This is a genomic window from Paraburkholderia phenazinium (assembly GCF_900100735.1).
Taxonomy (GTDB): domain Bacteria; phylum Pseudomonadota; class Gammaproteobacteria; order Burkholderiales; family Burkholderiaceae; genus Paraburkholderia; species Paraburkholderia phenazinia.
In genome coordinates, this window is the sequence record NZ_FNCJ01000001.1 from 138,798 (window position 1) to 151,276 (window position 12,479).

The 12,479-nt window shown below is 64.1% G+C and carries 11 protein-coding genes; 8 read left to right on the plus strand and 3 right to left on the minus strand.

Annotated elements, in window-relative coordinates; translation table 11 throughout:
* Positions 1-63: 63 nt before the first annotated feature.
* The 3 genes from BLQ92_RS00650 to BLQ92_RS00660 all read right to left on the minus strand — a co-directional run bounded on the left by BLQ92_RS00650 (position 64) and on the right by BLQ92_RS00660 (position 3,332).
* Positions 64-1,002: a LysR family transcriptional regulator gene (locus BLQ92_RS00650; RefSeq protein WP_090680526.1), complete on the minus strand. Its 939-nt coding sequence runs from the start codon at positions 1,000-1,002 to the stop codon at positions 64-66.
* 188 nt (positions 1,003-1,190) lie between these two features.
* The gene (locus BLQ92_RS00655; protein WP_090680527.1) at positions 1,191-2,282 is read right to left on the minus strand and encodes a porin; all 1,092 of its coding nucleotides are present in this window, start codon (positions 2,280-2,282) and stop codon (positions 1,191-1,193) included.
* Positions 2,283-2,828: 546 nt separating this feature from the next.
* Positions 2,829-3,332 carry a hypothetical protein gene (locus BLQ92_RS00660; protein WP_244106031.1) on the minus strand — a complete coding sequence of 168 codons (504 nt, stop codon included), beginning with the start codon at positions 3,330-3,332 and terminating at the stop codon, positions 2,829-2,831.
* 636 nt (positions 3,333-3,968) lie between these two features.
* On the opposite strand from BLQ92_RS00660, the gene BLQ92_RS00665 reads away from it, so the two are divergent.
* The 8 genes from BLQ92_RS00665 (at position 3,969) to BLQ92_RS00700 (ending at position 12,474) form a co-directional block, all read left to right on the plus strand.
* Complete coding sequence (locus tag BLQ92_RS00665) at positions 3,969-4,991, plus strand: bile acid:sodium symporter family protein (protein ID WP_090680530.1); 1,023 nt, start codon at positions 3,969-3,971, stop codon at positions 4,989-4,991.
* A gap of 298 nt (positions 4,992-5,289) precedes the next feature.
* Positions 5,290-7,137 carry an EAL domain-containing protein gene (locus BLQ92_RS00670; RefSeq protein ID WP_090680532.1) on the plus strand — a complete coding sequence of 616 codons (1,848 nt, stop codon included), beginning with the start codon at positions 5,290-5,292 and terminating at the stop codon, positions 7,135-7,137.
* A gap of 269 nt (positions 7,138-7,406) precedes the next feature.
* Positions 7,407-8,402, plus strand: a complete 996-nt coding sequence (locus BLQ92_RS00675) for a LacI family DNA-binding transcriptional regulator (RefSeq protein WP_090680535.1) — start codon at positions 7,407-7,409, stop codon at positions 8,400-8,402.
* Positions 8,399-9,691, plus strand: a complete 1,293-nt coding sequence (locus tag BLQ92_RS00680; protein ID WP_090680537.1) for an AGE family epimerase/isomerase — start codon at positions 8,399-8,401, stop codon at positions 9,689-9,691. Before BLQ92_RS00675 ends, BLQ92_RS00680 begins: the two co-directional genes overlap by 4 nt.
* 5 nt (positions 9,692-9,696) lie before the next feature.
* Positions 9,697-10,608: a carbohydrate kinase family protein gene (locus tag BLQ92_RS00685; RefSeq protein ID WP_090681823.1), complete on the plus strand. Its 912-nt coding sequence runs from the start codon at positions 9,697-9,699 to the stop codon at positions 10,606-10,608.
* A 131-nt stretch (positions 10,609-10,739) separates the two neighbouring features.
* Complete coding sequence (locus BLQ92_RS00690; protein ID WP_090680539.1) at positions 10,740-10,961, plus strand: hypothetical protein; 222 nt, start codon at positions 10,740-10,742, stop codon at positions 10,959-10,961.
* A gap of 92 nt (positions 10,962-11,053) precedes the next feature.
* Positions 11,054-11,299, plus strand: coding sequence for a hypothetical protein (locus tag BLQ92_RS00695; protein ID WP_090680542.1), 246 nt, complete (start codon positions 11,054-11,056; stop codon positions 11,297-11,299).
* A gap of 146 nt (positions 11,300-11,445) precedes the next feature.
* Positions 11,446-12,474: an ion channel gene (locus BLQ92_RS00700; protein ID WP_090681825.1), complete on the plus strand. Its 1,029-nt coding sequence runs from the start codon at positions 11,446-11,448 to the stop codon at positions 12,472-12,474.
* Positions 12,475-12,479: the final 5 nt, after the last annotated feature.

The window sequence follows — 12,479 nt, forward strand, 5'->3', positions numbered from 1 at the left end:
TTCGCTGGCTCGTCGTTAACCGGCGCTCAGATATAGCGCCGGTACTGCCCACCCACGTCGAAGTCAGCTCACGGCCAGCGCCTTGATCTGCTCGAGCGAAGGCCACAGCGCCTCGTTGGCAAAGCGCGCCGCAAAGAAGTCGACGAACGAGCGCACCTTCGCCGATAGATGACGCCGGCTCGCGTACACCACATGAATCGGCAATTCGCGCGGCGGCGACTCTGCCACCAGCAACGGCAGCAACCGGCCGGTGGCAAGATCGTCGCCGATCACTTCGGTGCCGAGCATGGCGATCCCCGCGCCTTGCAACACCAGCACCCGCTGCGCTTCCAGATGATTGACGATCAGATTGCCGGAGAGCCGCACACGCGCCCCGCCGTCGCTCGCTGACGAAGCGAATTCCGGTGCCGCTACGCCTGCGTACTGCAGATAGTTATGGCGCGACAGGTCGGCGAGCTTCTTCGGCGCGCCGTGCCGGCGCAAATAGTCCGGAGACGCGCACAGCACAAGGTGCGCGGTGGCAATCTGTCGCGCGATCAGTGACGACGACTTCAAGCCGTGCGGCGAGGCCCGGATCGCCACGTCGTAACCCTCGTCGATCAGTTCGACAACCCGGTCCGAGAGCGTCATTTCCACGGTGACCTGCGGATACTGCGCGGCGTAGTCGGCCACTGCGCTCATCACGTGACTGAGGCCGAACGCCGAGAGCGACGAGACCCGCAGCCGTCCCTGCGGCACGACGCTCGCCGCGCCCACCGCCTGTTCCGCCTCGTCGAGTTCGGTCAGCACCTGGCTCAGGCGCTCGTAATACTCGCGCCCGGCTTCGGTGGGCGCGACGCGCCGCGTGGTGCGATTCAGCAGACGTGCGCCGAGCTGCTGCTCCAGGTGCATCACATGCTTGCTGGCCATCGCCGCGGACATCTCCATACGCTCGGCCGCACCGACGAAGCTACCCACTTCGACGACGTGGCGAAACACTTTCATGCTGACGAGGGTATCCATGGCAATCGCTCGCGGGAGGAATCAATCGACGTCATTTTGCCGACTTTATCAAAGGGGCGTGAGCAAAGTAGCTGCCATGTGGCGACCAAGAGCTGGCAACGGCGATTAGCGCAGCCCCATAAGCGACAAACCCCGCCTTCTTTCGAAGGCGGGGTTTGCACAGCGCCACGCGTGGCTGCCGGAACCGCTTAGAACTTCGTGCGGATGCCTACGCCGTAGGTGTCGCCCGAGGACTGGCTGGTGAAGTGGTCGTACATATAGGCCGCATAGACATCGGTGCGCTTGGACAGCGGGTAGTCGTAGCCGATCGACGCCGTCTGGCGCGTCTGGTCCAGACCGCTGCCGTCGCGCGAGTAAGCGAACGAGGCCATGATCGAGCCCGGGCCTGCCGGGACCGTGACACCGCCCTGCGCCGTATTCACATGCCAGCTGCCGATGTCCTGCGCGTTATACGTGTACATGTACTGGCCGAAGAACTTGACGAACTTCAGGTCGTAGGACATGCCCAGTTGCGCGACGCTCTGGCTCTTCATGTTCGGCAGTCCGACGCTCTGCGCAAGGCCCGTCAGGTCGCCCGGGGCGTCGTTGAAGTTCACGTACTGATACACGCCGGTTGCCGCGAACGGGCCGTGGAAGTACAGGAACTGGGCGCTCCACTTCTTCGCGCCGTTCTCACCGGCCGTGTTGCCGAGGGCGTACATGACGTTGCCGCTCAAGCCGTTGAAGTTCGGCGTCGAATACTGCACCGCGTTGTTCCAGCCCGAATCGCCGACCACACTCTGATCGGTGGTGTAGGTCGGGAACGTGCCGAGGCCGAGGTACGTGTGCCACACCATCGGCGAGAACTGGTACGAATCGACGAACGGGTTGAACAGAATCGTCGAGACGAACAGCGGCGTCGTCAGGCGGCCGGCCGTGACCGTGCCGTACGGCGATTCGATACCGACGTATGCGTTACGGGAGAACATCGTGTCGCCGGTGAAGCGGCCGTACTGACCGTTCTGCGCCAGAAAGAAGCCTTCGATCGTGAAGATTGCCTTGTAGCCGCCGCCCAGATCCTCCGCCCCCTTCATGCCCCAGTAGGACGTGGACATGCCGCCGCCCGACACTTCCGCTGCGCTCTTGCCGTCCGGGAATTTCTGCGCGCCGACCCATTCGTCGACCTGGCCATAGAGCTGCACGCTCGATTGCGCGAACGCCGACGACGCGCCAACCAGCAGGCCGGCGACGACGCCGGCCTTGAGAGTCGTGCTGAGCGCACGGCGGAAGTTTGTATTCATGGGTTCTCCTGTCTTTGTCAAAAGGGGGTATGGCTGTGCGGCGGGGAGCCGGCGCCAACGGTTTCTTGGTCGTCCGTTAGATCACCGGGCTAATCTGGGCGGGACCATCTTTGCGGACCATTTTTATGGACAAAAATATGGGTTGTTATTGCCGGTATATCGGTCTGATTAGTTTTGTCGGCTATCGGGCTGATAATGCCCGCTGGATGCCAACGGGCATCGTCGTGCAGCAACCAGGGCGATGGCCTGAGAGGCCCGCCAGGACTACAGCGCAAAGACGGATAACGGTTCGGGCGCGACTTGGATGACACGCGGGGCGAGGAATCAAACAATTTGACGGATCGGCGCCGGACCGGGCGTCGTGCCGCCACGAAAGTGTGGCGCGCATACGTCACTTATCGGGGCAGATACGGCGGGGCAGGCACGGCATGGTCGCGTCGGACCAAGGTTGGCTGACAGGCTGAAAGCTGTCGAAGCTGTGAAAGCGTGACGGAGGGAGGGAAAGCCTGGCATGCAGGGAAGCCGCCCTGCCGCAGCAACCTGCAGTTAGTTACGGTACGGCGACGATGTGGGTGGCCGGCCTATGTACTCGGGCGGGCGCGGCACTTGCCGCGCGGCGCCCCGCTCCTCGTTGTAGCGGGCCACATCTGCGCGGATGGAACCGGCGCGGACCAGCGTTTCGTCCTCCGGAGGACGCGGTATCGAGTGCGTCTCGGCGCTCACAGGCGTGATCGCCCCGGCGTACTGGAATCCGCCGCGCGGATCGCTGCGCGCGTCGCCCCGGTAACCGCCGCCGGCGACTCGCTGCGGCGCGTTGTAGCCGCGACGGGGGCCGCCCATGCCGTTGGCCGCACGCAGGTTGCGCTGCGCAGGTGCGCCCCGTTCAGCGTGGGCGTCATAGGCACGCCCATTGCGCCCCTCGTGCTGGAAGCCGGAGTGTGCAAAGCCGCCACCGGGACCGCCGCCATGCGGGGTCTCCGGCGCCTTGGCACAGGCGAGCGAGCAGAGCGCAGCAAAGGCTGCGCCCATGACCCACTGCCTTGTTTTCACCCACCCTGCGTCCACCATGACTCACCTGCCCGAAGACCCGCCTGAAGCCCGCCGTTCGAGCTGCGGCGTGGCTTGTTTCAGGATTCGCTCTGCCGCTGCGGTCGATCCGCAACGGGCGTATCCCATTGGCCTTTGAGACGTAATTTATGGGGCGCTCCAAGGGGTGTCGAGCCAAAAAGTGTTAGGCCTGACACTGCCTTGTAACACCATGTTACTGCGACGTTTTTTCGCGACAGACGCCTTGCGCGCAAGCGCCGTTAGGGCTTCTTAATTAGTGCTTTGCAGACGGCCAGACGCCCGTCTGAGGCCTATTCCGCCGAATTATTTTCAGGATGCGGAAGGGGTTCAAAGGAAGTCCAGCTTCACCCTGAAAAAGCCTCTCGAAGCGAGCGAACAAAGATGGACCGACTGACTTCGCTCGACAATACTGGGACGTATGCCAAATGGTTCATCGAGGAGGCGGTGCGGCAGGTTCGGAGCGCCTAGTATGCTCATGCCTCATTAATCAATTCCGCAAATGAATTTGATTTTTCAATCGCTTTCCTTTACTAATGAACGCGCTCCCTACAGCAAACGCCACGTGCCACCGCGCACGCGTCTCTGTATTTCCGCCTCACCCGTATTGAGATTTCCGAAATGGCTCGCCCGAAACTGCTTCCCGATAACTTCACGTTGTGCCTCGTCAGCACAGTGGTCCTCGCCAGCCTGCTGCCCGTGCACGGCCAGCTCGCTGTCGGCTTCAACTGGCTGACGAACTTCGCGGTCGGCCTGCTGTTTTTCCTGCACGGCGCCAAACTGTCACGCGAAGCGATTGTGGCGGGCGCGACGCACTGGCGTTTGCATGCGGTCGTCCTGCTGTGCACGTTTGCGCTGTTTCCACTGCTCGGGCTCGCGCTCAAACCGCTGCTTTCGCCCCTTGTCACGCCTGCGCTCTATACCGGCGTCCTCTTCCTCTGTACGCTGCCATCGACGGTCCAGTCGTCCATCGCGTTCACTTCGATTGCCAAAGGCAATGTGCCTGCCGCTGTGTGCAGCGCGTCGGCTTCGAGCCTGCTCGGCATCTTCATCACACCGGCGCTGGTCAGCGTCGTGATCACCAATCAGGCAGCCGGCGGCACCTCCGCATGGCATACGGTGTGGAACATCGTGCTGCAACTGCTGGTGCCGTTCGTGGCCGGGCAGTTGTTGCGGCCGGTGATCGGCAAATGGCTCGAGCGCAACCGCGGCGTGCTGAAGTTCGTCGACCAGGGCTCGATTCTGCTGGTGGTGTACGGCGCCTTCAGCGAAGCCGTCAACGAAGGCCTGTGGCGCCACACCTCGCTCAGTGCCCTGGGCGGCCTGGTGCTGATCAACATCGTGTTGCTGGCGCTCGCGCTGGCCGTGACGATGTTCGTGAGCAAGCGGCTCGGCTTTAATCGCGCGGACCAGATCACCATCATCTTCTGCGGTTCGAAGAAAAGTCTCGCTGCCGGTGTGCCGATGGCGAAGGTCATCTTTGCGTCCCACGCCGTGGGCGCGGTGGTGCTGCCGCTGATGCTGTTTCACCAGATTCAGTTGATGGTGTGCGCCGCGCTTGCGCAGCGCTGGGGGGCACGCGACACCAGTGGTGAAAGCCGCGCCGCCGCCGATAGCAGCGCCGCTGCGGTGGCGCGCCGCTAAAGCGCGGCGCGAGTCGAACAATAGATTCATAAAGCGCCCTCCCTGAGCCTGTCTGAACAAAGCCGCCTTCGCGCGGCTTTTTCGTTATTTCACGCCGAAACGCGCGCCGCGTCGCCCTGTCCGGATGGCATAGGCCAATACGCCGGCCCCGTCGGATCACGCTCGCAGCGCCATCCGGGCGCGCTCCGCGACCCACCGCACGCGCGCACCACCCCGGCGCAAAATGTCACTAAAGATTCACTTAACTTATCGGCCGCGCTGCCGATAAACCTTCGGTCCACCGCTTTGGCCCATTGCCATGCCACTTCGCTCGCCCCCTCGATCCGTCGCACCGAGCATCGAGGATTTGATCGCCCGGCGTGATTTATCCGCTGTATTCCAGCCCATCGTCGAATTCGACGACGGTGCGATTCTTGGCTACGAGGGGCTGATTCGCGGGCCGGCCGGCTCACCGCTCGAGAGCCCGTTCGCGCTGTTCGCGCAGGCGAGCGCCGAAGGCTGCGTGCTCGACCTGGAGCGGGCCGCCGCGGTGACCTGCATCGAAGCATTTGCGCGGCTGGCGTGCGAGGGCAAACTGTTCCTGAACTTCAGCGCGGGCGCGCTGCGCCAGCTCGCCGAAGCCCGCGACGACACGCTCGCGCTGCTGCGCCAGTCCGGCGTGGACCCCGAGCGCATCGTCATCGAGCTGACCGAGCAAAGCGCGATCCCCGACATCAGCAACTTCCTGCCCGCGCTTGCGACCCTGCGCACCGCCGGCGCGCAATTCGCGCTCGACGACTACGGCACCGCGAACGCCAGCATGAATCTGTGGGTGCGCCTGCAACCGGACGTGGTGAAGATCGACCGCTTCTTTATTCACGACATCGCGAGCGATCCGCTCAAATTCGAAGCCGTGCGCGCGATGCAGCATTTCGCCAACGCGAGCGGCGCCAGGCTGGTGGCGGAGGGCATCGAAAACGAAGCGGACCTGATCGTGGTGCGCGACATGGGCATCGGCTGCGGCCAAGGCTATTTCTTCGGCCGGCCGAATGCGAAACCGGCCCGCATGGTGACCGACGACGTCCGTCAGGCAATCCGTGCAGCCCATATCGCCGTGTTTCCGGAGGCAACCCGCTCGGTCAGCGCGTCGCCGTCGGGCGGCATGGCCTCGGCCAAGATGATGGTGCGCGCGCCGGCGCTGCAGCGCCACGCCACCAACAACGACGTGCTCGAACTGTTCAACCGCTTGCCCGATCTGCATGCGGTGGCGGTGGTCGAACACGACGAGCCGGTGGCGCTGATCAACCGGCGCGCCTTCATGGACCGTTACGCCTTGCCGTATCACCGCGAACTGTTCGGCAAGCGGCCGTGCCTGCTGTTTGCGAACGCGTCGCCGGTCATCATCGAAAAATCGATGACGGTCGAACAGATGGCCAAGCTGCTCGCGAGCGACGACCAGCGCTATCTGGCCGACGGCTTCGTGATCACCGACGGCGGCAAATACGCGGGCCTCGGCACCGGCGAGAAGCTCGTGCGCGCGGTCACCGAAGTGCGCATCGAAGCAGCGCGTTACGCAAACCCGCTGACCTTCCTGCCCGGCAACATCCCGATCAGCTCGCACATCGCGCGGCTGCTCGGCAACGACGCGGCGTTTTACGCCTGCTACGTCGACCTGAACCATTTCAAGCCCTTCAACGACCAGTACGGCTACTGGCAAGGCGACGAGGTGCTCAAGTTCGCGGCGGCCGTGCTGGCCGACGTGTGCGATCCGACCCGCGACTTCCTTGGCCACGTGGGTGGCGACGACTTCCTGATTCTGTTCCAGAGCGAGGACTGGCGCGAGCGCGTGATGCGCGCGATCCAGTTGTTCAACGAAGGGGCGCAACGCTTCTACGCGCCCGAAGACCGGCTCGCCGGCGGCATTCACGGCGAGGACCGGCGCGGCAATCCGACCTTCTTCGGCTTTGTGACGATGGCGATTGGCTGCGTGCACGTCGAATCCGACGGCGGTCCGACGCTCTATAGCAGCGAGGAAATTGCCTCGGTGGCGGCAGTGGCGAAACGGCGCGCGAAGCATGAGACAAGCGGGTTCGTACTGATCGAGGCGGACGAGAGCGCCGCGCTGCTGCGCGGACAGGTCGAAGCGCACCACGGCGCGCTCGACTGACGCAGTAGCTGGGCAGGACCCGATCCGGCGGTCCGGCGACAATACTTCGGATTCCTACCCTTAACCCCTAAAAACTCACCTTTCCCACCACCTCATACCGCTTGTTTAGTGAATTTTACTAAACAAAATTAAACTACCTTTTCCCCATATATACGGGTATTTACGCGTATCGATTCACACTAAACGGGGCATCTTTTTAGAGGTTTTACTATACAATCCCCCAAAATCAACTTACCCAGCGGCGCGCACTACGCTCGCCGCCCACCCCGATGGCCACAACCATCCGCGATGTCGCTCGCGCCGCCAGCGTCTCGATCGGCACCGTCTCCCGCGCGCTGAAGAACCAGCCAGGCCTGTCCGACGCCACCCGCCTGCGGGTCGTCGAGGCCGCGCGCCAGCTCGGCTACGACCCCGCCCAGTTGCGCCCGCGCATCCGCCGGCTCACCTTCCTGCTGCACCGCCAGCACAATAATTTCGCCGCCAGTCCGTTCTTCTCGCACGTGCTGCACGGCGTCGAAGATGCCTGCCGCGAGCGCGGCATCGTGCCGTCGGTGCTGACCGCCGGGCCCACGGAAGACGTGATCCAGCAGATGCGCCTGCACGCCCCGGACGCGGTCGCGATTGCCGGCTTCGTCGAGCCCGAAACGCTCACCACGCTGGTCGCCATGCAGCGCCCGCTGGTGCTGATCGACCTGTGGGCGCCGGGCCTGCGTTCCGTGAACCTCGACAACGCCGCCGGCGCGACGCTGGCGATGCAGCATCTGTTCCAGCAAGGCTACAAACGGATTGCCTTTATCGGCGGTTCGCTCGCGCATTTCAGCATCGCCCAGCGCGCGCTCGGCTACCGGCGTGCGTTCTTCGAAGCCGGCCTGCTGTTCGATCCCTCGCTTGAAGTCACCATCGACGCCGGGCTCGACCCCGACACCGGCGCCGCGCTCGCCATGCAACGCCTGCTCGACGCATCCGTCGCCACCGGCAAGCGCCCCGACGCCGTATTTGCCTACAACGACGCCGCCGCGCTTGCCGCGCTGCGCGTCTGCCTCGCGCGCGGCCTGCGCGTTCCGCAGGACATCGCGGTCATCGGTTTCGACGACATCCCCGCCGCCGCCCATGCCACGCCGCCACTCTCGACGATCGCCGTCGACAAGGAAGCACTCGGCCGGCGCGGCGTCGAACTGCTGCTTGAAGAGTCGCCTGCCGAACTCGAAGTCCACCTGCCCGTCCATCTCATTGCCCGTGCCAGTACCTCGGTGAAAACGCCATGACGCAATCCGATACGCTTCAATCCAACCATCGCGACCAACCCGCCGCTGCATTGCCCAGCGCGCCCGCTGTGACCAGCTTCCGCGAGGCCGAGTTCCTGCGCTCGCATATCCAGGACACCTTGCGCTTCTACGCGCCGAACGTGTTCGACCCGAGCGGCGGCTTCTATCACCTCTTCCGCGACGACGGCTCGGTCTATAACCGCACCACGCGCCATCTGGTCAGCAGTTGCCGCTACGTGTTCAACTACGCGATGGCATACCGCGAGTTTGGCGATCCGAAACATCAGGAGTACGCGCGCCACGGCCTGAACTTCCTGCGCGACGCGCACTGGGATGCCGAACTCAAAGGCTACGACTGGGAGCTCGAATGGCGCGACGGCCGCAAGCATACGCTCGACGCCACCCGCCATTGCTATGGCCTCGCGTTCGTGCTGCTCGCGTATTCGCACGCCGCAATGGCCGGCATCGAAGAAGCGCGGCCGCTGATCGGCGCCACCTTCGAACTGATGGAACACCGCTTCTGGGACGCCGCCGCCGGCCTCTACGCCGACGAAGCGACGCCCGACTGGCGCGTGAGTTCGTATCGCGGCCAGAACGCCAACATGCACACCACCGAGGCGCTGCTCGCCGCCTATGAAGCGACCGGCCATCTGGTGTATCTGGACCGCGCGGAACGGGTGGCGTCGAACATCACGTTGCGTCAGGCGAAACTCTCGCAGGGGCTCGTGTGGGAGCATTTCCACGCGGACTGGTCGGTGGACTGGCACTACAACGAGGAAGACAGTTCGAACATCTTCCGCCCGTGGGGCTTCCAGCCCGGTCACCAGACCGAGTGGGCCAAGCTGCTGCTGATCCTCGAGCGGCACCGCCCGCTGCCGTGGCTGCTGCCGCGCGCCATCGAACTGTTCGACGCGGCCATGACGCACGCCTGGGACGACGACCACGGCGGCCTGTACTACGGCTTCGGCCCGGACGGCACGGTGTGCGATCACGACAAGTATTTCTGGGTCCAGGCCGAAACCTTCGCGACCGCCGCGCTGCTCGGCAAGCGCACCGGCAACGAACGCTTCTGGGACTGGTACGACGAGATCTGGCGCTATAGCTGGGCGCATTTCGTCGACCACAAATACGGCGCGTGGTATCGCATCCTGACCTGCGACAACCGCAAGTACAGCGACGAAAAGAGCCCGGCCGGCAAGACCGACTATCACACGATGGGCGCGTGCTACGAAGTGCTGACGCATGCACTGCCGCACGGGCCGTCCACGACGACTGAATCCGCACGGTGAGCACCATGAGCGCGAGCACTGAATTTCCCCTCTTCGTTTCGGCCGGCGACATCCTGACCGACCTCGTACGCACCGGCGACTCCCAATGGCTGTCGCGCCCCGGCGGCGCCGGCTGGAACGTCGCCCGTGCGGTCGCGCGGCTCGGCCTGCCGACCGCCTGCGCCGGCTCGCTCGGCACCGACAATTTCTCCGACGAGCTGTGGAATGCCAGCCTCGCCGCCGGTCTCGACATGCGCTTCATGCAGCGCGTGGAACGGCCGCCACTGCTGGCGATCGTCCACCAGACGCATCCGCCGGCGTACTTCTTCATGGGCGAGAACGGCGCCGATCTCGCCTTCGATCCGTCACGCCTGCCGCAAGGCTGGATGAATCAGGTGAAGTGGGCGCACTTCGGCTGCATCAGCCTTGTGCGCCAGCCACTTGGGGATACGCTCGCCACCTTGGCCGCGCAGTTGCGCGAACGCGGCGTGAAGATCAGCTTCGACCCGAATTACCGCAACCTGATGGCGCACGGCTACGAGCCGACGCTGCGCAAGATGGCCGCGCTCGCCGATCTCATCAAGGTCTCCGACGAAGACCTCGGCCTGCTGTTCAAAACCAGCGAAGCCGAGGCGCTCGCCGAACTGCGGGCCATGAATCCCAAGGCGACGATCCTCGTCACGCGCGGCTCGGAGAAAGCCACGCTGATCGAAGGCGACACGATTGTCGAAGCGCAACCGCCGCGCGTCGAAGTAGCAGATACGGTGGGCGCGGGCGACGCGTCGATTGGCGGCCTGCTGTTCAGCCTGATGACGGCGCCGCAACGCACCTGGCAGGAGCATCTCGCCTTCGCGCTGGCAGCCGGCGCGGCGGCCTGCCGCCATGCGGGCGCGCACTCGCCATCGCTCGATGAAGTGGTCGCGCTGCTGGAGGGCTGAGCCTCGCGCTCCGGCGTTCACACTGGCGTTCAAGCAGAACGTGAGGAGAACGCCGGCCTGTCACGCAGATGACCAGAAAGTCACAAAACGGCGTGCTACGATGGAATCTCCCCCTTTGCTGGAGAGGCATCATGGAGGACGTCACCTATACCAAGGGACTCTACACGGCCACTGCCACAGTACGCCCAGTAGAGGGTGGAGAGTACCGCGGCATCGTCACGCTCGAGCGCGACGAAGGCGCCGAACTGGAGAACACGGTCTACGAAGTCGAGGCCACCTCGGCCACCGAGGAAGAAGCCCTCGAAGAAGCCAAAGCGCTGGCTCACCGCATCCTCGGCGAAATCGAATTCTAGGCAGGCCCGGCGCCGCGCGCGGCCGGTGCATTCGCCGGCGCGTGGTTATCGCGCGGTGTCTTTCTGGAAACAACAAACGGCTGGAGGCAAAGATGGCTGAACAGCTCTTCCTCTATGGCGTGTACTCGATCCAGGTACGCTCGCTCGAACTGCAAGGCGCACGCTGGGACGCGGAATACGAAATCCGCCATCGCGATCACGCGGTGCAGGTGTGGACCACGGTGGGCGGCGACGCCGGTTACGAGAGCGAAACCGACGCGATCGAGGCAGCCCACCAGCAGGCCGTCGCCGATATCGAACACGGTGCAGGGATTCCGAAACCGCGCACGTTTCCGTGATGGTGTGAGTTCGCGGCTAGCGAATCTCATGGCGTGCCGAGCGCGCAAGCGGTGCTTTGGCGGCGCATCGCGCAGCAAAGAAAATCTGCAAAACCGGTGCGTGCGGCGTGCTACGCTTTGCGCGTTTTCACGCTGAAGAACACGCAATGGCCACCGATACTCCAGACCGCACAACGGGTTCCGCAGCAGGCCCCGGCGCCGAGACTGGCAGCGGCGCTGCGGACGCGGACGCCACCGCCGCCGGGCGCCGGAAGCTGCCGCGCGGCAGCCGCGAGTTGCGCATCAACTCCCGGGTGATCGTTGCCCACGGCATGCCGGTGCGGTTCTGGCAGGACATGTACCACAGCGCTTTGACGGTCTCGTGGCCGGTGTTCTTCGCCTCGCTGGCGTTGATGTTCCTGCTGCTCAACGCAACGTTCGCTTCGCTCTACATGCTCGGCACGGCGCCGATCGCGAATCAGTATCCCGCTGGTTTCGGCGGCGCGTTTTTCTTCAGCGTCGAAACGCTCGCGACGGTCGGCTATGGCGACATGCATCCGCAGACGGTGTACGCCCACTGGGTCGCCACGCTCGAAATCTTCGTCGGCATGTCGAGCATCGCCTTGGCGACCGGCCTGATCTTCGCCCGCTTCTCACGGCCGCGCGCCAAGATCATGTTTTCCCGCTACGTGGTGGTCCGGCCGATCGACGGTCACATGACGCTGATGGCGCGCGCAGCCAACGGCCGCCAGAATGTGATCGCAGAAGCTCGCGGCAAACTGCGCATGATGCGCCTCGAGACTTCCATCGAAGGCCACACGCTGCGCAAGCTCTACGACCTGACGCTGGTTCGCGAACAGCATCCCGCGTTCCTGTTTGGCTGGACCCTGATGCACATCATCGACGAGACCAGCCCGCTATTTGGCGAAACCGCCGAGTCGATGAAAGCGCGCGACGCGTCCTTGCTGATTACCATCGAAGGCGCGGACGAACAGACTTCGCAGACCATGCAGGCGCGTTACTCCTGGGAAGCAGACGAGATCCGCTGGCAATACAAATACGTCGACCTGCTGCGCGAGGAAAACGGCGTGAGCCATGTCGACTACGCCCACTTCCACGAAATCGAACCGCTGGAACCCAGCGCGCCGCCCGTCTCTGCGGCAGCAATCGACCCGCAAGCGGTGCCGGGCGCTTAAGTCAC

What these genes read in the sequence shown, in the direction of transcription:
- BLQ92_RS00665 (WP_090680530.1), top strand. Translation starts at nt 3,969, where the DNA reads ATGGCTCGCCCGAAACTGCTTCCCGATAACTTCACGTTGTGCCTCGTC.
- BLQ92_RS00690 (WP_090680539.1), top strand. Translation starts at nt 10,740, where the DNA reads ATGGAGGACGTCACCTATACCAAGGGACTCTACACGGCCACTGCCACA.
- BLQ92_RS00675 (WP_090680535.1), top strand. Translation starts at nt 7,407, where the DNA reads ATGGCCACAACCATCCGCGATGTCGCTCGCGCCGCCAGCGTCTCGATC.
- BLQ92_RS00655 (WP_090680527.1), bottom strand. Translation starts at nt 2,282, where the DNA reads ATGAATACAAACTTCCGCCGTGCGCTCAGCACGACTCTCAAGGCCGGC.
- BLQ92_RS00670 (WP_090680532.1), top strand. Translation starts at nt 5,290, where the DNA reads ATGCCACTTCGCTCGCCCCCTCGATCCGTCGCACCGAGCATCGAGGAT.
- BLQ92_RS00650 (WP_090680526.1), bottom strand. Translation starts at nt 1,002, where the DNA reads ATGGATACCCTCGTCAGCATGAAAGTGTTTCGCCACGTCGTCGAAGTG.
- BLQ92_RS00700 (WP_090681825.1), top strand. Translation starts at nt 11,446, where the DNA reads ATGGCCACCGATACTCCAGACCGCACAACGGGTTCCGCAGCAGGCCCC.
- BLQ92_RS00695 (WP_090680542.1), top strand. Translation starts at nt 11,054, where the DNA reads ATGGCTGAACAGCTCTTCCTCTATGGCGTGTACTCGATCCAGGTACGC.
- BLQ92_RS00685 (WP_090681823.1), top strand. Translation starts at nt 9,697, where the DNA reads ATGAGCGCGAGCACTGAATTTCCCCTCTTCGTTTCGGCCGGCGACATC.
- BLQ92_RS00680 (WP_090680537.1), top strand. Translation starts at nt 8,399, where the DNA reads ATGACGCAATCCGATACGCTTCAATCCAACCATCGCGACCAACCCGCC.